This is a genomic window from Peribacillus sp. B65, from assembly GCF_058513295.1.
Map to the genome: position 1 here is coordinate 3,558,722 of NZ_CP195840.1, position 21,333 is coordinate 3,580,054.

Sequence of the window (21,333 nt, forward strand, 5' to 3'; positions counted from 1 at the left end):
AGTTCCATACAAAAAATGTTATGATTGTATGGAATATGATAGTAGAGGTGAACTATGCCCGTAAATTCATTTGACAATTATCCAATGTCTTGGAAACCTGATAAGAAAGCATTAAAGCGGCCTTTTTATAAATCTCTTGCTTCATTACTTGAACAAGATATAACAAATGGTTTTATAGCACCTGGAACCAAGTTGCCCCCGCAACGAGAATTGGCGGATTTTCTAGACTTAAACTTCACCACGATTACTCGTTCCTACAAAATATGTGAAGTAAAGGGATTGATATATGCTGTTACGGGAAGCGGAACTTTTGTGGCTCCTAATGCCACTCGTTCCATAACCATTTCCGCAGATAAAGCGGCAAACAGCATTGATCTTGGTTTTGTGGCATCTTTTGAGCAAACCAATGATATTGTTTCAGAAACTTTACAAAAAACTGTGAACAAAAGTTATTTGGAGCATCTGCTGAATTACAACGACCCGACTGGTATTCCACATCAAAAAACAGCAGCTCTAAACTGGATGGAATCTTTCGGCATTCACGCGGATCAAGAGCATATTGCAATCGTTTCCGGTGCCCAAAATGCATTGGCCATAGCCTTGGCAGCTTTGTTTGAGCCTGGTAATAGAATTGCAACCGACTTATACACATATTCAAACTTTATCGAGCTGGCAAAGATGTTTCATATTAAGTTAGTGCCCATTCCCGGAGACCATTATGGAATGCTGCCAGATGAACTTGAAAAGCAGTGTTCTCAAACAAATATTGACGGCATTTTCCTGATGCCCTCTTGCAACAATCCAACTACAGTCATGATCTCAGATTTTCGAAAGCAGGAATTAGCTGCGATCATCCGTAAGCATCGTTTAATTTTGATTGAGGATGATATTCATGCATTTTTGACTGCAGGCATTATCTCCGATTACCGGCAGCCGATGTTCCATTTGCTTCCGGAACAGAGCGTTTATATTTGCGGCACCTCTAAGTCAATATGTTCTGGATTAAGAGTTGCCTATATGGTTTATGGGGAGGCCTTTCGCGAGAAAATTGCCCAAGCCATTTTCAACATTAATGTAAAGACCTCTTCTTTTGATGCAGAGGTTATCACAGAGTTAATCCTATCAGGAAAGGCTCATGAAATTGTTTCTCAAAAGAAACAGCTTGCACAAACTGCAAATGATATTTATTCGGAATATTTTCCTTTAAGAATGGATGTTGGACATCCTCTCAGTCTTTATCGTTGGCTTCCAATTAAAGGACATAACGATGCGTTACAGCTGGAAACGGATTTGAAAAGGCGCGGTATTCGGGTATTTCATTCCAATCGTTTTCAAAGCGGGCAGACCACCCCTGATATGTATTTGCGTATTGCACTTTCTTCCACAAACTCATTCGATGAGTTAAAAATAGGATTAGAAATATTAAAGCAGTATCTAGGCTGATTCAAAAATTGATGATACTTAGATTAAATATAAAAAGCCTGACCAAATACGGTCAGGCTTTTTTATACTTTTTTAGCAGAAGCCGCCCTTTCCCGCCTTAAAAACAACTACACCCAACAATGATTAAGAGTATAAACAAAACGACTATAAAGGCGAAACCTCCACCAAATCCAAAACCGCGGTCAAAATCATGTTCACAACCTGACATATAGAAACATCTCCTTTTTTTAAGGAGGAATAAATGGGTAATATCATCTTATGCTCTAATCAGGAAGATGACACCAATAGTCTCCATCTCTGTTCAGAGGATAAAATGTTGGATTTATATGTATTTTCTCATATAGGCCAAAGGTACATATTCAGTTGACATCTAGGAATAAGTTATCCATGTTTAACCTTTGCATTATTATTTGAACTGGACAACATTAATAAACATATGATGGAAAACACAATTTCATTAATTTCAATCCTAAATTATAACGATAAAATGTACTGAAAGAGGAGATGTTTTTTTGTATCCGAATGATTATTATTATCGAGTAAACAACTGGGAACCTATTTTATATGTGTTACATCAAAGTTTATATGCTGAAGAAATGGTATGTGCCATGAGCAGTGAGCTTTTCCATATACCCGAAACCAAAGATTTAAAAGGAAGTCGCGAGATGCATAACCATCTAATCCCTGCTTCATATCACCGTGTAACCGCAGTGGGGTCAGCCCAAAGACTAAAAAATGGCGAGCAACAGCAAACCATTATAGAAACAATGACAGCTTGTATAATAAACGCTAAAACCCAAGATAAAAAAGTACATGAAGGATTAAAAGTAATGGAGGAAAACGCAGGACCTGAATATATAGCCTTTATTAAAGTGATTATCAAATGGCAAGAACAAGCGGAATCCTATTTAAATCAAGCAAAAGAAGCTTTACGAACTATGGGGGTTTCATTTCCTGTTGGAAGTGAACAGCAGAATTATTAATATATTATGATTCTACAAAAATCTTCAAACTAGCAAACAATATAGATTCCAAAGGATATATTCCCCCACCTTTGCTTGACCGAACTGTAAAAAGTTCGGTTTTTTCTGTATAAATGGGTAGTACCAGCGAAGCTGTCACCGCCCGCAATAAAGAATGTCAAGATTACAATAAGTTATTTAATTTTAAAACTTCAAACACATATACCCCCTTCCTGGTTTAGATGGGGGTTTCATTTCTAGCCCTTAACTATCCTGCCCCTTTAGCTCATAAGAAAAGGCTGCCTAAAGACAGCCCCAATCTTAAGCAAAACCCAATTATAAAGTGAATTTTCCACCATGATAACAATAGTAATTTACAGCTCTAAGATCTTTAATCTTTCTTAAGGACTGTTCTGCTTCCTCGACATTTAGACAAAAGTGCGGATTAGCAATGACCAATTCATGATTCTCTATAACAGCTGCGTCACCTGCTATTACACTTTTTAAACTTGGAAAATATAATGAAATATGCCCTGAAGTATGACCTGGTGTTGCTACTACCCTGCATTCGTTATCTAAAATCAAATCACCATCATGTACCTTTTCATCAATTGACACATGCTTTAAATTCTTTAATTGTTGTATAAACCATTTACCGAATTCGATTTCTTGATTTGGCATATTTCTCACATTTCTTCGGCTTGAACCAATCTCTCTGACTTCATTTCACCACTAATAAATTTTGATTCAATTTCACTGGCTATAATGTTAATCAAAGGATACTTTTCCTTGAAATCATATAAGGAGCCTATATGATCAATATCATAATGAGTAATGATTATATTCTTTAAATTCTTCATTTCATAACCATTTTTTATAATTTCATTTTCAATTAAAGGTAAAAAATTTGGATACCCTGTATCGACCAAAGTTAGTTCGTTCTTCAAAATAATCAAGCTAGGATTTATGTGATTTTTTTGTCCATTAAATTCAAATTCAATTGGCAGTTCTATTATCTTCATTTTTCCTCCTACCTACTAAAAAGGTAATAGTAGCTCTCGTTTTTAAACAAAAACACCAATTAGTCCATTAAGAAACCAAGCATGGATACAAAGAAAAGAAATAATGAGACAACAACGTACCTCAAAGATCCTCCTGTTCTATCTTTTTGAGGCTCCTCTAATCCTGTAATTAACATAATTACCGCCAGAAACAACATAGAATATGGCATCAACTCAACACTTCCAGTAATTAGCTGATATGCATATAAAGCAACTACAATTATTGCTAAGATGATTTTAACTATTTTCAAGAAATTATTTCCCCTTAAGTACAATTTTTTATTTAATCATACCATTTGACAGCTTTTCATTGTGTGAAAAATGGAAATTTCTTCATTAATCACCCCGCTTTTCTGCACGAAAAAGCCGACTGGTTTTTAATAAAACCAGTCGGCTATATGGGCTTTTAATTTATTTGAATGTTACGCATTTACTGCTTTACGGGCCTGACTCGCATGTAATTTTTTCATTGCAAATCTTGCTATCGGCTGTGCGATCAGTACTTCAACCCAAAATGCGACGAAAAAGTTACGTGGCCACTCATAAAAGAACGTCTGAATCGGCTCCATACTAATTTCTCTCATGCCAATCCAAGATCCGATAACCGTCAGTAAAATGGACAGGATGGTTACGCTGAATAATATCGTGAATAACACTCTTGCATTAAAACCGTCCGTAGGTTCAATAAACTTTTGTACGAGTTTATTAACCAGAGGATTTACAACAAGTGTTACTAATAAAATGACACAAATCCATACAAATGGAATTACTCGTAAGGTTTCAAAATACACTTCTTTACTGAATCCAAATTTAAATCCCATAATAAGTGGTGCAATAATGTTGACTGAAAGTATTGATATAATCGCTAAAAATAATACAAAGTCTTTTCCATTTCGCGGTAATCTTGTTTCATCGTGCATATGATCATCCCCATTAAAAATATTTCAGATGGCAGACGTATCGTGAGACATATATTTTTGGTCAATAAAAAAGACCAATATCTCTACACACTGATATAACAATTTTATCACTTCTATTCAATGAATTTCAAGGCTTAATCTTACCTATGCTGCGTCGTTTTTCCCGAAAAGGTCTGCCGCAGTAACCTTAGTTACTGCAAACAAATCACGATACAGCAGGACAAGAGTTCATTTGATCTTCATTTAGTTAAAAAGCACAAAATAATATCTGAAATTTCACACTTCTTCTAATGATTCCTAAATACGAAACCTGTATACTTTTCTCATGTTAGTTTTTATCACATCAATAGTCATATCATATAACACACTATGAATAGGAGTTGAGTGTAAATTGTCTACATATCTAGAAAGCCATGCTTTAGAAGAGGCGGAGTTCCACCATGCTGCGGATTTGGATGAATCTCTGAAGCCGAGATCAAAAGAAGATAGGACGGTTGGCCCGATATCCTATACGTTCATGTGGATTGGGGACGGCGTCAATTTAGGGAATATGACACTTGGGGCAAGCTTGGTCGTAGCGGGAACCGCTACGTTGAATATTCTTCAGACATTTACCGCAGCTGCCATTGCCATCGCTATCATTTCCGTGATTTTCGCTTTAAATGATAGGATTGGATACAGGACCGGTATTCCCTATGTTGTTCAGCTCAGAATGTCCTTCGGGATGAAAGGCTCCATCATATCATCACTTTTACGTGGTATTCCGGCCATAATCTGGTACGGTTTTCAAAGTTGGATCGGCGGTACTGCCTTAAACGAAATCGTAAAGATCATTACGGGTGGCGCTTTTGATAATACGGTCATTTGCTTTGTCGCGATTCAATTGGTGCAAATTGTACTTTCGCTATATGGCTTCCATGCCATCAAATGGGTGGAAATGCTTGCATCCATTGTTATCATGCTGGCGCTAGTCTATGTATTTGGTATTCTTCTTACATCACATAGCGAGGTCATCGCGGAAAAATGGGTACATGCTGAAGGCTCTTGGGGCTTGCCGTTCTTTGCTTTCATCATGATGTTTTTAGGAAACTACGCGGCTATCTTTTTAAGCGCAGGGGACTATTCAAGAGAGCTTAAGTCTGGCATCAGTGATGCAAAACGAGGATTTTTGTATTTTTCGCCCATTTTACTAGCATACGGCTTCGTACTGACAATCGGTGTAATGCTTGCTTCCGCTACTGGCATTTCCAATCCAGTTAAGGCGTTTGCCATTGTGGTGGATAATCCTTATATCACAGTAGGCGTTTCAGCATTTATCGTCATAGGTGCAATTGCGGTAAATATGGTTGCCAATATTATTCCGCCAACATATGTGATTACTTTGCTTACAAAGTTGAAATATAAGGTTGCCGTTATCATAACCGGAGTTCTTGCCTTTTGCTCATTCCCTTGGGTGCTTGTACAGGATTCTTCGGCGAAGGGCCTTGGTTTATTCATTCTGATTTATTCCGCTTTTTTAGGTCCAATCGTTTCGATTTTATTAGTCGAATACTATATATTAAGAAAGCAAAAAATGAATGTTGCCGATTTGTACAGAGAAGACGGGCCATTTGCAGGATATAATCCATGCGCACTGCTCGCAATGCTTATCGGTGCCGGCGCTGCCTTTATAAAAGTCGAGCTTGCCTGGATCATCGGCGTTATTGTGGCAGGCATCGCCTATATTATTCTGATGAAGTTCGCCTTTAAGGATTCAAGATTCAAAAAGGGGACGATATTCGAGAATGAGTTTTAACTTATTGAAGGGGATACTGCTCAAAATGGCAGTATCCCTTTTTAAGTAATGTTGATTTCAGGAATTATATATTTGACCATTTTTGTAAGTGAATGTATAGTCTCCTTCTTTTTTCATTAATACCGGCAAGTACTGTGCGACCATCTCAGCAATTCCGAGATTAAGTGGATGAAGTATCCAATCAATGGATTTCCAATCAAGAATGCCTTCCCGCGTTTTTTTCGGTGTTTCATATATTAAATCCTCATCCGCCATATACAAATATACATATATTCCATCCACTTCACCTTCTGGAGTCTCCCAGGTTACCGTTCCTTTAGAAAAAAAAGGCTCCACCTCTATCCCAGTTTCCTCAAATACCTCACGCTGTGCACCTATATCAGGCGTTTCACCTTTCTCGATTTTGCCTCCCACCCCGTTCCAAACACCCATAATTGGAGCTTTCTCCCGGTTAAGCATGAGAAGTTCATTATTCTTCTTTACAAAACAGACTGTATACTTAAACATTTATTAAGAACCCCTTTATCGTTAGTTCGTGCTGTTTACTGGTGAGTTTGAGCATATACACGTGAGTTTGAGCGATATACACGTGAGTTTGCGCTGTTTAATCATGAATTTCACTGTTTCACTCGTGAATTTGCGCTATTTACTCGTGAGTTCGAGCTATTTACTTGTCAATTTCACTGGTTTACTCGTGAGTTTGCGCTATTTACTCGTGAGTTAGATAATTCAAGTTTAACAAATCCCCTTGAATTTTGTATGATAAGAAAGGAAGATTACTAAATGGGAGATGTGATATTTTGAAAAGTCTAGCTGTATTTTGTGGATCAAGCAAAGGTGCATCTGCTGTCTATGTAGAAGAGGCTAAAAAACTGGGTGCGGAATTGGCAAAACGTAAGATTACCCTTGTCTATGGGGGCTCAAGTGTAGGAATCATGGGTGCAGTTGCAGATTCCGTCTTGGAAGCAGGCGGAAATGTAATTGGCGTAATGCCAGATTTCCTAGAAAAAAAGGAAATAGCACATAAGAACTTAACCGAGCTGATCGTCGTGGAATCCATGCATGAAAGAAAAGCAAAAATGGCTGAGCTTGCAGATGGGTTCATGGCCTTGCCAGGCGGGCCAGGAACATTGGAAGAATTCTTTGAGATTTTCACTTGGGCTCAGCTTGGTCTTCATCAAAAACCTTGCGGACTCTTAAATATCAATCACTATTATGATCCTTTGGTCGCTTTATTCAACCATATGTCCGACGAACAGTTCCTGCATGAAAAATTCCGTTCCATGGCGCTGGTAGATGTTGAACCTAATGGACTTCTTGATCAATTCATTACATATGAACCGCCAACCGTAAAAACTTTCATTACCGAGAAACAAACCTGATCATTAAAAAACAGCCGGCCAAGATCAATAATGATCTTGGCCGGCTGTGATAAACTGCAGGTTAAGTAAATATCCGGTTTAAATAATCTCCATGCCCTTTGATAAGTTGCACTTCATGTTCGGATGAAATCCAGAAGAAATGAAATGTCAGCCCCGCTTCATCTCCTCCACCCGTCGGCTGATGGTCCCATTCATCAGGAACATTCGATACACTTATTTGATAAAAATATCTATTATGTATGGCACCATCGACGTTCTCCCAAAAATCTTCTGTTATTAATTTCTCCACATGAAAATTTTCCAGACCTGTTTCTTCTTTCATTTCCCTAATTACTGCTTGGTAAGCATCTTCTTTAGGCTTCACCGTTCCCTTAGGTATCTGTATGCCCGCTTCCCTAATGGGATGTTGAAAAACCAATACCTGTGTTTCTCCATTATTGATTCTTGTCACATACCCGTAAGCTTTTTTTATCATTATCACCATCAATCACCAAAAGCAAAAATGAGCTCTGTCTCGCATACAGTTTCCCCCTCGACAGTAGCCCTGCCTGTTCCTTTACCGATAGGACCTTTCAAGCGAGTAATCTCCACTTCTAAACGTAATTGGTCCCCTGGTTTTACTTGCCTTTTAAAACGGCATCCATCGATCCCGGCCAAAAGCCCGATCCGCCCTTTATTTACTTCTTTTGTAAGCATGACAACAGCACTTACCTGTGCTAATGCCTCCACGATCAACACACCTGGCATCACTGGGTAATCGGGAAAGTGACCAGTAAAAAACTCTTCATTTGCCGTTACGTTTTTAATGGCCACCGCCCTCTTTCCTTCTTCCAGTTCCAAAACTCTATCAACTAATAGAAATGGATAGCGATGCCTGATAATGTCTTTGATTTCTTGAATGTCAATCAATATTAAGTCCCCCATTGCGATGGATTGCTTTCACTTAATTTTACCATCAGCATCACCATATGGATATTCCTGCCTGAGCAACCCTGTTTTCGCTTACAAATCCTTTGATTTTTTTTCCTTCGATTTAGTTAACGGGGATAGAACCATTTGTTCATACCTCTCATATCCCCCTAATAGTTTATGAATCACGCTTATTTTAGGAACAACAAGGTAAACCGCCAATCCTGAAATGGTGCTCAGTATTGCTCCTGCCAGCACATCCGCCGGAAAGTGGACACCTACCCAAATACGGGAAATGCCAACAAGGAAAGCCAGCATGATCCATAACAACCACCATCCTCTTTTGAAAAGCCAAAAAGATACACAAAACGAGAAAAACAAGATGGTATGGTCGCTTGGAAATGAATTATCCACTGCTTTTTCAATTAACTGATTAACATTGGCCAATTCGGCAAATGGCTGATTATTATAATGTAATCTCCCTGCCATTTTCCCCATCACTTCAGCTATTACAAACGTAATCATCCCACAAACAACCATCATCCTACTCTGTTCATTTCGAGTGAACCATATTAAGATGACTGCCAAAGCTAATAAAAATACCATGTACTCGGCAATGAAAATGGCAGAAGGGTTTAAATAATCGTACTGTTTCCCTAAGTCATTGATCATTCTGAATACATTGGTATTCAACTCAAAAAAGTCCATTTCATACCCAACCTTCCCCTTTTTCTTACATATTAAAGAGAAAGGAAATATATCGCCATCGTTCTTCCTAACAGTTTAAGCTGCCGTCTTACAATATTGTCACCCGGTTAAAGAAGCTTGGTGGGGTCTTGTATATTTCCTGAACTTTCTATATAATCCAAGAAAAATACGGAGGTTAGTCAAATGAATAATGATAGGAACTCTGTTCTAATTCATGAAAACCAAGAAACGGTTTGGAATGCGATCACGAATGATGAAATCATTTCAAAATGGTATGCCCCGGGTTCAAAATGGAATATTCCTAAACTCCAGGTTGGAGAGAAGGCAATCTTCGTATTAATGCCTAGTGCACATAACAATCTTAAAGAGAATGAAAGCATCCCAATGAGCTTTACAATCCAAGAGATAATCCCTTGCGAAAGGTTTTCTTATTCTTCGGATTCGGATAAACTCGTTTTCACTTTTGAAATATTCCCAGAATCCGAAGGCACTAGAGTATCCATTAACATGAACGGATATGAACTTAGTTTGGCTAACTTAAAAGCTTGTTTAGAAGGAAAAGAACTTCCCTATACCTAAAGGATGGTATCCCCTTCGGATATAGAGTTGGAAAAAGACTGTTAAGAATTGGTTTATAATAGAAGGGAATCGTATAAGGAGGTAAAAAATGCTGCACATACAGAAAAAGTCCGATACTGTCATCATTGTCATTCACGAAATATATGGACTGAACCAACATATGCAGGGTATTTGTGAGTCATTATCAAACAATGACTTTGATGTAATCTGTCCGAATTTGTTAGACCGCGAGACGCCTTTTGATTATTCCCAAGAGGCTGCTGCTTATCGACATTTTATGGAGAACGTTGGCTTCACGGGTGCTTTATATAAGATAAAGCATATTTTATCGGATATAAAAGATGTATACCAAAAGATTTTTATTCTTGGATTCAGTGCAGGGGCAACTGTAACTTGGCTGTGCAGTGAGGAAGAGTGTGTCGATGGAATAGTTGGTTACTACGGTTCACGTATTAGGAATTATGCAGACTTGGCGCCACAATGCCCTGCATTGCTATTTTTCCCACTAGAAGAGCCATCATTTAATGTGGACGAGTTAATTTCAGCTTTAGAAAGAACGAACGTCGAGGTTCATAAATTCAACGGAAAACACGGATTCAGTGATCCTTACAATTCAAAATATCATGCAGAATCAGCCCAGGCAGCCGTTAGCAAAATGATGAAATTTTTCATGCAACATTGAGGTTACACATTCAACCTAATGCCGTTTTGTATTGATCCATTGTATCGAACCCGCATCACTATGGGGATGACATTCATTTTGAACCTTTTTATATTCTGTTTCCAATTCTTTTAAGGTTAACTTCATAAGCTGTTCCACAGTCTTATTTACAGTATGGATCATAAGTTTAAAGATTAATTCCTTCCGCCTTTCTTCCACACTCTTCCTCATTTCACCCTCTCCTTTTATTCTGATATTATATGAAATGTATCCTTAGACAGGGGGAATGATCGTCGGATTCCTTCTCTTCAATTTTGCTTATTTTAATATATTCATTCTCTAAATCGGTTAAGGTTAATTCAAATAGATGGATGTCATTCTTTTTATAAATTCCCTTGTTAATCAACTTGTTTATCAGGAAGTTTCTTTTTTTCTCAATGGCTTTACGTAATAATATCCCCATGCTAAATCCTCCTTTTGATAATCTTTCGACTTGCCCATTCACAAAAAAAAACCGAAGACACCTCTTTACATGAAAGAAAAGTCTCCGGTTTTCCGGTCAATTAACCTATAATCCCTATTAAATTACTCGGTATTATTGTTTTTATAATACTAACTCTGTGATCCGCAGTCAACAATTTTTTTCGTGCATCTTATTTATTTTTGCTTCGCTTCATGAAATGCTGCTTTCACTTTATCCAACAGGTCTTTATCCGTAATCAGTTTATAACCTGTAAGTGCAAGCGCTTTTGCTCCGGTCAGGATGGCTTTGTCTCCAGCAGGAGATTTGGCACAGTCGCGGAATTCATTCGTATGGGCAATCAGCTCATCATGGCCAATTTTTATATAAGGATGTGCTGTCGGCACTACATGGCTTACATTACCTGCATCCGTCGAGCCAAAGCCACTCTCTTTTCGAGGACCCACTGCTTCCCCTAATTGAGAGAGCTCTTCTTTTAACAGTTCATCCAGAACTGGATTAATGACAAAATCGAGTACTTCATTTTGGAAACGTTCAACTTTAACCGTACTTCCTGTGGCAAGTGCTGCCCCTTCGGCAACAGCACGTATTTTATTGGATACTTCTTGGCAAAGTTTCCATGTTGTTGCTCTAATGTAAAATCTGGCTGAAGCATATTCGGGAATGATGTTAGGAGCTTCCCCGCCATTGGTGATGATTCCGTGGATTTTGACCTCAGTCGGGAGCTGCTGACGCAAAGCATTAATGCCATTGAACAGCTGAATCACCGCGTCAAGTGCATTCACGCCTTCTTCAGGTGCAGCTGCTGCATGTGCTGACTTCCCGTAAAAATGAAAATCTAGGGGGTCGACTGCCAGAAATGGACTTGTGACACGCGTTTGCCCGCCAGGATGGATAAGGATTGCCGCATCAACCCCATCAAATAGACCGTGCTTCACAAAGCTGCCTTTTGCGCTTCCATTCGGCCCGCCCTCTTCTGCCGGTGTTCCGAAAACAATCACCTCTCCGCCCGTTTCCTCCAGCACTTGAGCCAAGGAAATGCCCGCTGCAACACTCGTTGTGCCGATGATATTATGGCCGCAAGCATGGCCTAAACCCGGCAATGCATCATACTCGGCTAAAAAGGCAATTGTGGGACCTTTCTTTGAAGAGGTTTTTTTGGCGATGAATCCTGTTTCATGCCCGGCAATATTGCGGGTTACTTCAAATCCTTCATTTCGAAGTATTCCGGTTAATGTATCCGAAGCGAAAAACTCTTGATTCCCAATTTCGGGTTTAGCATGAATGGCTTGACTCGTTTCGATATATAATTTGGAATGAAGGTCGATGTGATCTTCAATGATCTGCTGATGCTGCTTCTGCACTAATTCTCTCGCCATATTCTTATCTCCCCTTTTTGGTTTAAGGAACCGGATAGGCATCTTGAATCCATCCGGCATTCCTTCACTCGTTTTGAATCTGAATCATTATTTTTCATTAGCTGGTTTTGTCCAAGCATCCTGGTAATTCACTAATTCATCTACAGAAACATATGCAGGAATGGTGTTTCCTTTAAACGTTTTTTCAATGAACGCTTCCACTTTTTTCGATTGATAAAGCTCCACTAATTTTTGCAGCTCAGGACGATCGGCATTACCCTTTTTAACTGCAATGATATTAATATATGGTTTCGCCGTTTTACTCTCATGGAATAAAGAATCTTTTAAAGTAAGGCCTGCTTCGACGGCAAAGTTATTATTGATGGCTGAAGCATCGGCATCATCCAATAGACGCGGTGTATTGCCGGCAGCAACAGGTTGGATTTTCAAGTTTTTCGGATTTTCCTTAATGATTTCCAATGATCCCGATCCATTGAATTCCTCTTTCAATGTAATCAATCCAGCTTCCTGAAGAAGAAGCAGTGCACGGCCAAAGTTCGTTGCTTCATTCGGAACGGCAATCGTAGCGCCATCCGGAAGATCCTTGAGATCTTTATGTTTTTTCGAATAAAGGCCCATAGGAGCAATGACAGTCGACCCGATGGCCTCTAATTTCAGATTTTGGTCTTGAACGAATTCATCGAAGTATGCGACCGTTTGGAATGAATTGGCATCAATTTCACCTTCACTTAAAGCAAGGTTCGGTTGGATATAATCATTGAAAGTGACCAGTTCAATATTAAGCCCTTCCTCTTTCGCTATGTCGACAATGTATTCCCATGTTCTTGTATCCCCGCTGCTGACACCGACTTTTACTGTTTTCACATCATCCGAACCGCCTGATGCACCTTCTTCTTTCCCGCATGCTGCAGACAAGATGGCCAATGCCAATACTATGATCGTTAATAAGATTTTCTTCATTTCTCCTACCTCCTGTTATTTTTATCTTCTTCTGATTTTTCTTGAAACAAAATTCCCGGTGGATTGCAGTAATTGAACGATGATCACGAGCGCCGCCACTGTGACGATCATCGTCATCGTATCAAACCTTTGATAACCGTAAGCCAAAGCTAAATCTCCGACCCCGCCTGCACCGACGGCACCTGCCATGGCCGTAGATCCAACAAGCCCGATTGTCGCTGTTGTAAATGTAAGGATCAACGAACTAAGTCCCTCAGGAATCAAAAAACGATAAATGATTTGCCATGTCGTCGCCCCCATCGCCTGAGCTGCCTCGATGATCCCTTTGTCCACTTCCAACAGGGAGTTCTCCACAAGCCGGGCGATATAAGGAGCCGCGTAAAAGATTAGCGGAACAATGGCCGCATTCGTTCCGATCGCACTGCCTACAATCATTCTGGTAAACGGAATAAGTGCTACTAGCAAGATGATGAAAGGAACCGACCGCAATATATTGATGATCGGGTTCAATACATTAAAGACCCATTTATTCTCCAGGATATGGCCCTTTCTTGTAATGACAAGCAGGATACCAAGCGGAAGACCAATCAATCCGGAAAATACCAATGAGATGGCTACCATATAAAGTGTGTCACCGAAAGCTGTCGACAGCTGATCTGCCGTTATTTCCATTCCCCAAAGCGTATTACCCATTTATCTGCACCTCCTGGACGAGAATCCCCTCATCTTTAATATACTGATAAGCCTTGTCCACCTCATTTTTATTCCCGGTCACTTCGATGATCAAATTCCCGAAAGGCGTTTCCTGAATTTCAGAAATATTGGCTGATAAAACACTTAAATGAACATCATATTTCTTCGAGATGGTTGAAAGCAAAGGAGCACCCGAAGTAGTCCCAATAAAATTAATTTTCCAAATAATCGGGATATGGGACCCTATGCTTTTTAGGAAACTTTGTGGAATTTCGTCATGTATGACCGTTCTCACGAAGTTTTTTGCAATATCCGTTTGCGGCTTCGCAAAAACTTCGAAAACCGAACCTTGTTCAACGACACATCCGCCCTCCATGACCGCTACCTTATTGCAAATTTCCCGAATGACAGACATCTCATGAGTGATTAGCAGAATGGTAATATTGTATTCTTTATTGATTTTCTTTAAGAGCTGCAGAACAGCACTCGTTGTTTGCGGATCCAATGCCGAGGTAGCTTCATCACACAATAAGATCGATGGATTGGTAGCCAATGCTCTCGCAATGCCGATCCGCTGCTTTTGACCGCCGGATAATTGTTCCGGATAACTCTTTGCTTTGCTCGATAAGCCAACGAACTCCAACAGCTCGCCTACCCGCTTTTTGATTTCTTTACCAGGGGTTCCCGATAAAATCAGCGGCATGGCGATATTATCAAAAACGGTCTTTGAGTTTAGCAAATTGAAATGCTGAAAGATCATCCCGATTTTTTTCTTTTCTGCCCGCAATTCCTTCGCGCTCAATTTGGTTAAATCCTTGCCCCCAACAATCACCGAACCATCTGAAGGATGTTCAAGCAAATTGACCAACCTGATCAACGTACTCTTCCCGGCCCCGCTATAACCGACTACACCGAATATATCCCCCTTTTCCACTGTCAAATTAATGCCCTTCAAAGCCTCGACAGTCTGTTTCTTTGTTTGATATACCTTTTTAACATTTTGAAACTCAATCATCCAATCTCCCCCCATGTTGTTTATTTGTACGAATTCATTATCCAGAGAGAAGAGCTTTGCAACGCTTCATAATGATAGGGTTAAATTCGAAACTCACGAGTAAATCTGCGAAACTCATGAGTAATTGCACCAAATTTCCTAATAACCATATACATTTTGAATAAACAAAAGAGGCCTCTTCCGTCATCAGACAGAAGAGGCCTCTTTAGACATAAAAAAGAGTAAACTCTTAAATTAATTATCTAAGAAAAGCTCCTTCTTATCTTTCAAACTTTCGTCCGTTGGAATTAGCACAGTATTTTTACAAAAGTAAAAACCCGCTGCCGAGGTATCATAGGGCCAAGTCCCTCCACATCTCTTGATAAGAATTAACGTTATATTTAATTATGTCCTTCACTATATATTCTAATTTCTCTAAAGTCAACTATATTTTTCATCGGTTAAAATATTTTCACAGTATAGTGATTGACGCTTTTTAATTATATTAATATAGTTTAAATTTTATATTCTATAATGATTTGCCCATTCTCCATACTGGGTATATTTCATTTTCTTCCCTTATCTTCATCATGCCTGAATTCTTATATAAGCGAATCGCCCTTTGATTATCCGGAGAAACCCTTAAATGATATTCAGATACATTAAATCGCCCGAAAAAGTTTTCTGCATAGCGAACCATTTCCTTGCCAAGGCCTTTACTGCGGTATCCGGGAATAAGATAAAATAGATCTACATAGCCGATCTCAGTTCCTTCATACGCCCGAATTCGAAGTTCCATTTGCCCAATCGGTACTTGGTCCTTTTCAATGATCACCTGTCCCCCCGGGAATTTGCGGACCCTTTCTTCCATTCGTTGCAGATATGTATTTTCATCTCCAAAACCTGCCTCAGATCCAAAACTTACAACAAAGGAATCTTTCCTGAATTTAATGATAATATCTTTATCTTTGTTCGTATCAATGGTACGAAAGATCAACTTCATCCTCTCCTATCATTTTAGTAAAATAGTTTTCAAGCAAAAAAACTCATTTCACTTACGGTCTTCATGATATTTCATTATTTACTTTTTCAAGCGTCTTATTTCATTTTCTCTGAAAGGATTTTTCCTTAATCCCTATAGGAATGGCCATAATATTAAATTAAAAACAAATGCAATATTGTTTGGTGAGTTCTAGTAATGGGGATTGGATTGGCACAAACAAATCTATTTAATTTTCGAGTCTAACTTTGCAGGGTAACCCTAAGTGAATGAATGTTCGAGAGGAATTTGTTTATTAAGCTCTAACTCAACTTTTTTCCAAGCATCCTTTTTCCCTTTCATTTACATTCCAATTATAATAGGTAAGTGGAATACATTTACATGATTATCCATTATAAAAATCATTGGAGGTATTGAAGATGAAAGTTGTTGCAATAGTGGGAAGTATCCGTAAAGAGTCTTACAACCTTAAGCTTGCCAAATATATTCAATCTAGATATCAAGATCGGTTCGATCTCGAAATATTGAACATTCGGGATTTACCTTTTTATGATCAAGATATTGAAAATGACCCTCCATCAGTTGTAAAAGAATTTAAAAGCAAAGTGGCCGAAGCAGATGCAGTTTTGTGGGTAACTCCTGAATACAACGGTACGATTCCAGGTGTATTGGGCAATGCAATCGATTGGTTATCACGTGTCGATAAAGTCTTGATCGGCAAACCATCATGGATCATGGGTGCTTCAATGGGGCAATTAGGAACGGTTAAAGCTCAATTGCATTTGCGTGAAATCTTATTCGCAATAGGCATCGCCTCCCCACTCCTTCCAGGGAATGAAGTATATGTTGGTGCAGTGCATGACAAAATCGATAACGAAGGCAGGCTTACACATGAGTCGACTGTCCAGTTTATCGATACGGTCGTCGATAATTTCATTAGCTGGTATAATCATCATACTCGTTAATGATAAAAAAAGACTCCCAGTAGGTTTGAGCCTGCTGGGAGTCTTTTTGCATCATTAAACAAAATTCATCCTCTTCCCGCCTGGAATGCAGGGTATTTCGTCATTCCTCCGTCAGCGAATAGAGTGATGCCCGTTACATAACTGGACTCTGAAGATGCCAGCCATGCAGCAACCGCAGCAATTTCTTCAGGCTTTCCGATATACCCCATCGGAATCATGCTTTCAAGATCCTTTTTCTTTTCGGGATCTTCAAGCTTGTCGGCATTAATTGGCGTGGCGATGGCTCCAGGACCAATGCTGTTCACACGGATTCCCTTTGGTGCATATTCAAGTGCCAGTGTCTCCGTAAGCAGCTTCACCCCGCCCTTGCTTGCAGCATAGTGAACGAATAAAGGCCAGGGAATCATCTCATGTACACTGGACATGTTTATAACATTCCCTTTAATGTCGTTCTCGACAAAATACTTGATAGCTTCACGGCAGCCCAAGAAATTTCCCGTTAAGTTGGTATTGATTACCCTATTCCAGTCGCTTAACGGCATCTCGTGAGACGGAACCGGATTTTCAATTCCTGCATTATTGATGAATATATCGAGTTTCCCGAAATTCTTTATCGCTGATTGAACAAGATTAATCACATCTTCTTCAACGGTGACATCGCCTTTTACTGCAATTGCTTCCCCGCCATTTGTTTTGATTTCCTCCATTACACTATCCGCTTCCTCTGATTTAGTGCGATAATTAACCACGACCTTTGCCTTTTCCTTGGCAAAGCGAATGGCCATCGCTTTCCCTAAACCAGTGGATGAACCGGTTATAACAACGACCTTACCTTCTAAATCTGTATACATTTAATCACCCTCCAATTAACTTTTTGCCATCCCGAGCATAATCCCAGCAATGATGATCAAGATAATTCCGATTATGATTCCAATTAGTTGGCGTTTCGTTTTCTTTTCACGTAAAATGATGATCCCGCCGAGAGTTGAGATGACAATGCCCATTTGCGAAAGGGAAAAACTAGTGGCCACTCCCACACGGGGCTGGGATATGAATAAAAACATATTCCCTGCAGCCCATATCAATCCCGGAATGATATTGCGAATCGTATATTTATTAAACGGTTTATGTTTAAAAGTCAATAACAGACCGCCTATCACCATCCCTATCGCTTGAGGGAACAACGCTGACCATCCATCAACATCGAAAAGACGAGCCACGACCACATAAACCAAATAACCGAATGTCGAGATGAGGAGAATAACAATTCCTTTCTTCAAGTTTCCCGATTTGCCCTCTTTTGATTCTTTATCCTCCAGTGAGGTCAAGACGATTCCTATAATAATGAAAACTAATGCCAAGACGCCTAAAATGATCGCTTTCATTGTGGACCATTCGTTAAAAACGATGACCCCGAATAAAGTCGTTGAAATGAGCTGCATTCCAGTAGATATCGGCATCGTTTTGGATACTCCCATTAAATCAATGCTCTTAAGCTGATTAGCTTGTCCAACGGCCCAAAACAATCCAGAGACAACCCCGACTCCAAACACGAGAAATGACAACTTAATATCGGCAAAAATATAAACACCTATTGAAAAAATCAATGCGCCAATGGTTGTACCCAGTGTTTGACTATATGGCCCACCCCCGAGTTTCACATTAAATAAAACGATGCTTCCCCAGAATAGTGCCGGCAAGAGAGCTAATAATATATCCATATTCAACCCCCATATATGTAAGTTCAAAGCTAATAAATTTCATTTTGTCTTCTTTTTAATATGTTCGCTTTATTTGAATTGACCCTTGGTAATTTTATGAAGTGTTTTTGCAAAAATAGTGTTCATCACAAAGAAAGCTTCCGATGCTAATAATATCGGGAGCGTTTAGTTGGAGAAAAGACAGCTGTACTGCGGTCTTTCCCTTTATAAGATTATAAAAAAAGCAAACCTTATGCAGGTTTGCTTCCAGTTATAGATATGGAACTTATTTCTTCAAATGATATGGCACTGTCGTTACAACCACATTTCTTTTATAAAGTAAGTAGGCGCGAATCAGTAAACTTGATTGGTTATGAAGTATATTGTGCCATCCCTTCTTCGGAATGAATTGGGGGATGACCACCGTAACTTTATAATTGGATTCACTCGCCTTATGTTCAACTGTATCCACAAATTTAGTTAGTGGCTGAATGATACTTCTATAATAAGAATTCAGTGTAACGAGTCTGACATCCGGCTGCCACTTTTTCCACTTTTCTCCGAATTTCTTTTCATCTTCTCTTTCAAAAGCAACATAAACGGCAATGACCTGATTTGCTGAGAGCGATTTTGCATAATTTAAAGAGTTCTCAACCACATGAGTTATACCTGCCACAGGTACGATAATGATATTTCCTTCAATTGGTAAGATCGGCTCGCATGTTGTAATCCTTAGTTGGTCACCAACTGCTTCATAATGCTTTTTAATCCGATGAAAAATTAAAATGATGATAGGTAAAAAAATCAAAACAGGCCAAACCTGAGTAAATTTGGTTAAAAAGAATATCATCGTGACGATAAAGCTAATTATGGCACCAATTGAATTTATGGTTAATTTCATCATCCAGCCTTTTGGCTTTTCGCGAACCCATTTAACGATCATGCCAGTCTGGGACAACGTAAATGGAATGAATACCCCTACCGCATAAAGCGGAATGAGATTTTCAGTATGTCCTTCAAATGCGACAATCAAGATGATGGATGCAAGTCCCAGTATGATGATTCCATTGGAATACCCTAATCGGTCCCCTCTGATCGTAAACGCCCTTGGTATGAATTTATCCTTCGCCAGATTTACCGCAAGCAGAGGGAAAGCCGAATAGCCAGTATTGGCCGCAAGTATCAAGATCAGGGCAGTCGTACCTTGTATGAAGAAATACATGAAATTCCGTCCAAAGATCTCTTCAGCAATCTGGGAGACGACCGTTACCTCTGCGCTGGGAACAATGCTTAAATAATAGGCTAAGAATACGATTCCCGAAAATAATACAGCTAGCAATGAACCCATCGCTATTAAAGTTTTCGCAGCATTATTCGGGGCTGGATCTTTAAAGTTCGGGATTGCATTGGAAATTGCTTCTACTCCTGTCAAGGCGGAGCTTCCTGATGCAAATGCTCTTAGCAGTATAAATAAACTGATGCCCGCTACCGGAGTCCCGATTGATGTGTGCAATTCAGGTGAAACTCCTCCTGTTAAAATCTTGTAAATTCCAACACCGATCAAGATGAACAAGGCTAAAACGAATAGGTACACCGGATAGGCCAAAACAGAGGCTGACTCCGTAACCCCCCGAAGGTTCAGGATTGTAAGTAGAATCACGAATATGATGGCAATGACGACATTATAGGAATGCAGGCCAGGAAAAGCGGACGTGATTGCATCCGTACCTGCAGAGACACTTACAGCCACAGTTAATATATAATCTACCAATAAAGATCCTCCAGCTATCAACCCTGGATTGACTCCTAAATTGTTTTTTGAAACCACATAGGCCCCCCCGCCATGCGGATAAGCGAAAATGATTTGTCTATAAGACAAAATCAAAGCAGTTAAGAGGATCAATACTCCGATCGCGATAGGGATGGAATACCAGAATGCTGCAGCACCGACCGTGATCAGGACGATCAATATTTGCTCCGGCCCATATGCAACCGAAGACAAAGCATCAGAAGATAATATCGCCAAAGCCTTTGTTTTGTTAAGCTTTTGTTCACCAAGTGCATTTGACTTTAAAGGTCTCCCAATCAAGAACCTCTTTATAGAAGATAACATCAAGATTTCACCACCATAGTTAATTTATAAGTTTATGTTACCCAGCTGTAGCAAAAAACTAGACGAAACACAAAAATGCCTACAAGTCATAGCTAAATAGACCTGTAGACATCAATTTTTTTGTCTAACAAGCTCCACCTTCCTTCTCATATAACGCTTACGAGGTTAGCTGTCGGATTCGGACCTAAGAGTAGCCCTACCTTTTTAAAAAGGATTCACCCCTTGGATTGTAAACAATCCCAATAACGGGTCCCCCGCACCATAAGGTTTAAGCGATTTAGAAATATGAAACTGTTGATTATCATACTCCCGTGAAATGGAAATGTAAATGAAAATTTTGCTCAAAAATAAATAATTCTTTGTAAGTGAGGTTTTGTTCTTGGCTTATATAACATAAGTCATGCAATGACATGATTCGAAGGTAGGAAAGGAGGTAAGTAAAGGTCAAAATCCAGGGGCCAATGAACAAAAGGTGGTCCGAAAAGGAAAAAAATCACCTTAATGAAGAATGCGATGAATTAACCAGATCTGCCCCAGCTCGGATCGTCATTAAAAGGGTAAACTTGCATTAAATATCAAATTCCGCTTTTATTCCCGTCCAATAGGGGCACTATTCCACTGATTCACC

At 39.4% G+C, this 21,333-nt stretch carries 23 protein-coding genes, 2 pseudogenes and 2 riboswitches; of the genes and pseudogenes, 7 read left to right on the top strand and 18 right to left on the bottom strand.

Translation table 11 applies throughout. The annotated features are described in order from the left end of the window. Positions 1–54: 54 nt before the first annotated feature. On the top strand, positions 55–1,443 hold the full coding sequence (locus ACSR9O_RS17390; RefSeq protein ID WP_230178091.1) for an aminotransferase-like domain-containing protein: 1,389 nt from the start codon (positions 55–57) through the stop codon (positions 1,441–1,443). Between the two features lie 100 nt (positions 1,444–1,543). On the opposite strand, the pseudogene ACSR9O_RS17395 reads toward ACSR9O_RS17390, so the two are convergent. Further along, a pseudogene (locus tag ACSR9O_RS17395) lies at positions 1,544–1,651 on the bottom strand (YjcZ family sporulation protein); the annotation flags it as partial. A gap of 304 nt (positions 1,652–1,955) precedes the next feature. On the opposite strand from ACSR9O_RS17395, the gene ACSR9O_RS17400 reads away from it, so the two are divergent. After that, complete coding sequence (locus ACSR9O_RS17400; RefSeq protein ID WP_491724817.1) at positions 1,956–2,426, top strand: hypothetical protein; 471 nt, start codon at positions 1,956–1,958, stop codon at positions 2,424–2,426. 315 nt (positions 2,427–2,741) lie between these two features. On the opposite strand, the pseudogene ACSR9O_RS17405 reads toward ACSR9O_RS17400, so the two are convergent. From ACSR9O_RS17405 to ACSR9O_RS17415, 3 genes and pseudogenes are all read right to left on the bottom strand, one after another. Then, positions 2,742–3,427 (bottom strand): annotated as a pseudogene (locus tag ACSR9O_RS17405) (MBL fold metallo-hydrolase). A gap of 59 nt (positions 3,428–3,486) precedes the next feature. Next, complete coding sequence (locus ACSR9O_RS17410; protein WP_491724818.1) at positions 3,487–3,717, bottom strand: DUF3953 domain-containing protein; 231 nt, start codon at positions 3,715–3,717, stop codon at positions 3,487–3,489. Positions 3,718–3,888: 171 nt separating this feature from the next. Beyond that, complete coding sequence (locus ACSR9O_RS17415) at positions 3,889–4,386, bottom strand: DUF2798 domain-containing protein (protein WP_491724819.1); 498 nt, start codon at positions 4,384–4,386, stop codon at positions 3,889–3,891. Between the two features lie 391 nt (positions 4,387–4,777). Here ACSR9O_RS17415 and ACSR9O_RS17420 point away from each other — a divergent pair, with 391 nt between their 5' ends. After that, the gene (locus ACSR9O_RS17420; protein WP_101223320.1) at positions 4,778–6,181 is read left to right on the top strand and encodes an NCS1 family transporter; all 1,404 of its coding nucleotides are present in this window, start codon (positions 4,778–4,780) and stop codon (positions 6,179–6,181) included. 57 nt (positions 6,182–6,238) lie between these two features. Here the strand turns inward: ACSR9O_RS17420 and ACSR9O_RS17425 are convergent, their stop codons facing one another. Further along, positions 6,239–6,688, bottom strand: a complete 450-nt coding sequence (locus ACSR9O_RS17425) for an NUDIX hydrolase (RefSeq protein ID WP_101223321.1) — start codon at positions 6,686–6,688, stop codon at positions 6,239–6,241. 293 nt (positions 6,689–6,981) lie between these two features. On the opposite strand from ACSR9O_RS17425, the gene ACSR9O_RS17430 reads away from it, so the two are divergent. After that, on the top strand, positions 6,982–7,563 hold the full coding sequence (locus ACSR9O_RS17430; RefSeq protein WP_063594709.1) for an LOG family protein: 582 nt from the start codon (positions 6,982–6,984) through the stop codon (positions 7,561–7,563). A gap of 61 nt (positions 7,564–7,624) precedes the next feature. Here ACSR9O_RS17430 and ACSR9O_RS17435 read toward each other — a convergent pair whose 3' ends face one another. The 3 genes from ACSR9O_RS17435 to ACSR9O_RS17445 all read right to left on the bottom strand — a co-directional run bounded on the left by ACSR9O_RS17435 (position 7,625) and on the right by ACSR9O_RS17445 (position 9,180). Continuing rightward, on the bottom strand, positions 7,625–8,038 hold the full coding sequence (locus ACSR9O_RS17435; RefSeq protein ID WP_230178086.1) for an NUDIX hydrolase: 414 nt from the start codon (positions 8,036–8,038) through the stop codon (positions 7,625–7,627). An 8-nt stretch (positions 8,039–8,046) separates the two neighbouring features. Next, complete coding sequence (gene fabZ, locus ACSR9O_RS17440; RefSeq protein WP_491724820.1) at positions 8,047–8,472, bottom strand: 3-hydroxyacyl-ACP dehydratase FabZ; 426 nt, start codon at positions 8,470–8,472, stop codon at positions 8,047–8,049. Between the two features lie 93 nt (positions 8,473–8,565). Next, positions 8,566–9,180 (bottom strand): undecaprenyl-diphosphatase, encoded by a 615-nt coding sequence (locus ACSR9O_RS17445; RefSeq protein WP_491724821.1) that lies wholly within the window; start codon positions 9,178–9,180, stop codon positions 8,566–8,568. A gap of 183 nt (positions 9,181–9,363) precedes the next feature. On the opposite strand from ACSR9O_RS17445, the gene ACSR9O_RS17450 reads away from it, so the two are divergent. Continuing rightward, positions 9,364–9,759, top strand: coding sequence for an SRPBCC family protein (locus ACSR9O_RS17450; protein ID WP_101223325.1), 396 nt, complete (start codon positions 9,364–9,366; stop codon positions 9,757–9,759). An 88-nt stretch (positions 9,760–9,847) separates the two neighbouring features. Continuing rightward, positions 9,848–10,441 (top strand): dienelactone hydrolase family protein, encoded by a 594-nt coding sequence (locus ACSR9O_RS17455; protein ID WP_491724822.1) that lies wholly within the window; start codon positions 9,848–9,850, stop codon positions 10,439–10,441. Between the two features lie 15 nt (positions 10,442–10,456). Here the strand turns inward: ACSR9O_RS17455 and ACSR9O_RS17460 are convergent, their stop codons facing one another. The 7 genes from ACSR9O_RS17460 to ACSR9O_RS17490 form a co-directional block, all read right to left on the bottom strand. Beyond that, a complete protein-coding gene (locus tag ACSR9O_RS17460) occupies positions 10,457–10,651 on the bottom strand; it encodes a Fur-regulated basic protein FbpA (protein WP_101223327.1) in 195 nt (64 codons plus the stop codon). Between the two features lie 25 nt (positions 10,652–10,676). After that, positions 10,677–10,883: a Fur-regulated basic protein FbpA gene (locus tag ACSR9O_RS17465; RefSeq protein WP_076372309.1), complete on the bottom strand. Its 207-nt coding sequence runs from the start codon at positions 10,881–10,883 to the stop codon at positions 10,677–10,679. A 194-nt stretch (positions 10,884–11,077) separates the two neighbouring features. Continuing rightward, on the bottom strand, positions 11,078–12,280 hold the full coding sequence (locus ACSR9O_RS17470; RefSeq protein ID WP_491724823.1) for a M20 family metallopeptidase: 1,203 nt from the start codon (positions 12,278–12,280) through the stop codon (positions 11,078–11,080). An 87-nt stretch (positions 12,281–12,367) separates the two neighbouring features. Beyond that, on the bottom strand, positions 12,368–13,240 hold the full coding sequence (locus ACSR9O_RS17475) for a MetQ/NlpA family ABC transporter substrate-binding protein (protein ID WP_101223329.1): 873 nt from the start codon (positions 13,238–13,240) through the stop codon (positions 12,368–12,370). A 21-nt stretch (positions 13,241–13,261) separates the two neighbouring features. After that, the gene (locus ACSR9O_RS17480; protein WP_053537357.1) at positions 13,262–13,912 is read right to left on the bottom strand and encodes a methionine ABC transporter permease; all 651 of its coding nucleotides are present in this window, start codon (positions 13,910–13,912) and stop codon (positions 13,262–13,264) included. Between the two features lie 13 nt (positions 13,913–13,925). Further along, positions 13,926–14,948, bottom strand: a complete 1,023-nt coding sequence (locus ACSR9O_RS17485) for a methionine ABC transporter ATP-binding protein (protein ID WP_491724824.1) — start codon at positions 14,946–14,948, stop codon at positions 13,926–13,928. A gap of 256 nt (positions 14,949–15,204) precedes the next feature. Next, a riboswitch (SAM riboswitch) is annotated at positions 15,205–15,316 on the bottom strand. Positions 15,317–15,456: 140 nt separating this feature from the next. Beyond that, positions 15,457–15,924, bottom strand: a complete 468-nt coding sequence (locus tag ACSR9O_RS17490; protein ID WP_491724825.1) for a GNAT family N-acetyltransferase — start codon at positions 15,922–15,924, stop codon at positions 15,457–15,459. A 422-nt stretch (positions 15,925–16,346) separates the two neighbouring features. Here ACSR9O_RS17490 and ACSR9O_RS17495 point away from each other — a divergent pair, with 422 nt between their 5' ends. Continuing rightward, complete coding sequence (locus tag ACSR9O_RS17495) at positions 16,347–16,892, top strand: NADPH-dependent FMN reductase (protein ID WP_101223332.1); 546 nt, start codon at positions 16,347–16,349, stop codon at positions 16,890–16,892. Between the two features lie 65 nt (positions 16,893–16,957). On the opposite strand, the gene ACSR9O_RS17500 is transcribed toward ACSR9O_RS17495, so the two are convergent. The 3 genes from ACSR9O_RS17500 to ACSR9O_RS17510 form a co-directional block, all read right to left on the bottom strand. Further along, positions 16,958–17,743, bottom strand: a complete 786-nt coding sequence (locus ACSR9O_RS17500) for a glucose 1-dehydrogenase (RefSeq protein WP_101223333.1) — start codon at positions 17,741–17,743, stop codon at positions 16,958–16,960. 15 nt (positions 17,744–17,758) lie between these two features. Beyond that, positions 17,759–18,613 carry a RhaT/GlcU family sugar-proton symporter gene (locus tag ACSR9O_RS17505; RefSeq protein ID WP_101223334.1) on the bottom strand — a complete coding sequence of 285 codons (855 nt, stop codon included), beginning with the start codon at positions 18,611–18,613 and terminating at the stop codon, positions 17,759–17,761. Between the two features lie 265 nt (positions 18,614–18,878). After that, positions 18,879–20,705, bottom strand: a complete 1,827-nt coding sequence (locus tag ACSR9O_RS17510) for an APC family permease (protein WP_230178231.1) — start codon at positions 20,703–20,705, stop codon at positions 18,879–18,881. A 138-nt stretch (positions 20,706–20,843) separates the two neighbouring features. Next, positions 20,844–20,990, bottom strand: a riboswitch (cyclic di-AMP (ydaO/yuaA leader). Positions 20,991–21,333: the final 343 nt, after the last annotated feature.

Bases quoted from the DNA above. Each gene is read 5' to 3' on its own strand.
- ACSR9O_RS17390 (WP_230178091.1), top strand. From the start codon at position 55: ATGCCCGTAAATTCATTTGACAATTATCCAATGTCTTGGAAACCTGAT.
- ACSR9O_RS17415 (WP_491724819.1), bottom strand. From the start codon at position 4,386: ATGCACGATGAAACAAGATTACCGCGAAATGGAAAAGACTTTGTATTA.
- ACSR9O_RS17425 (WP_101223321.1), bottom strand. From the start codon at position 6,688: ATGTTTAAGTATACAGTCTGTTTTGTAAAGAAGAATAATGAACTTCTC.
- ACSR9O_RS17435 (WP_230178086.1), bottom strand. From the start codon at position 8,038: ATGATAAAAAAAGCTTACGGGTATGTGACAAGAATCAATAATGGAGAA.
- ACSR9O_RS17445 (WP_491724821.1), bottom strand. From the start codon at position 9,180: ATGGACTTTTTTGAGTTGAATACCAATGTATTCAGAATGATCAATGAC.
- ACSR9O_RS17450 (WP_101223325.1), top strand. From the start codon at position 9,364: ATGAATAATGATAGGAACTCTGTTCTAATTCATGAAAACCAAGAAACG.
- ACSR9O_RS17455 (WP_491724822.1), top strand. From the start codon at position 9,848: ATGCTGCACATACAGAAAAAGTCCGATACTGTCATCATTGTCATTCAC.
- ACSR9O_RS17460 (WP_101223327.1), bottom strand. From the start codon at position 10,651: ATGAGGAAGAGTGTGGAAGAAAGGCGGAAGGAATTAATCTTTAAACTT.
- ACSR9O_RS17465 (WP_076372309.1), bottom strand. From the start codon at position 10,883: ATGGGGATATTATTACGTAAAGCCATTGAGAAAAAAAGAAACTTCCTG.
- ACSR9O_RS17470 (WP_491724823.1), bottom strand. From the start codon at position 12,280: ATGGCGAGAGAATTAGTGCAGAAGCAGCATCAGCAGATCATTGAAGAT.
- ACSR9O_RS17475 (WP_101223329.1), bottom strand. From the start codon at position 13,240: ATGAAGAAAATCTTATTAACGATCATAGTATTGGCATTGGCCATCTTG.
- ACSR9O_RS17480 (WP_053537357.1), bottom strand. From the start codon at position 13,912: ATGGAAATAACGGCAGATCAGCTGTCGACAGCTTTCGGTGACACACTT.
- ACSR9O_RS17485 (WP_491724824.1), bottom strand. From the start codon at position 14,948: ATGATTGAGTTTCAAAATGTTAAAAAGGTATATCAAACAAAGAAACAG.
- ACSR9O_RS17495 (WP_101223332.1), top strand. From the start codon at position 16,347: ATGAAAGTTGTTGCAATAGTGGGAAGTATCCGTAAAGAGTCTTACAAC.
- ACSR9O_RS17500 (WP_101223333.1), bottom strand. From the start codon at position 17,743: ATGTATACAGATTTAGAAGGTAAGGTCGTTGTTATAACCGGTTCATCC.
- ACSR9O_RS17505 (WP_101223334.1), bottom strand. From the start codon at position 18,613: ATGGATATATTATTAGCTCTCTTGCCGGCACTATTCTGGGGAAGCATC.
- ACSR9O_RS17510 (WP_230178231.1), bottom strand. From the start codon at position 20,705: ATGTTATCTTCTATAAAGAGGTTCTTGATTGGGAGACCTTTAAAGTCA.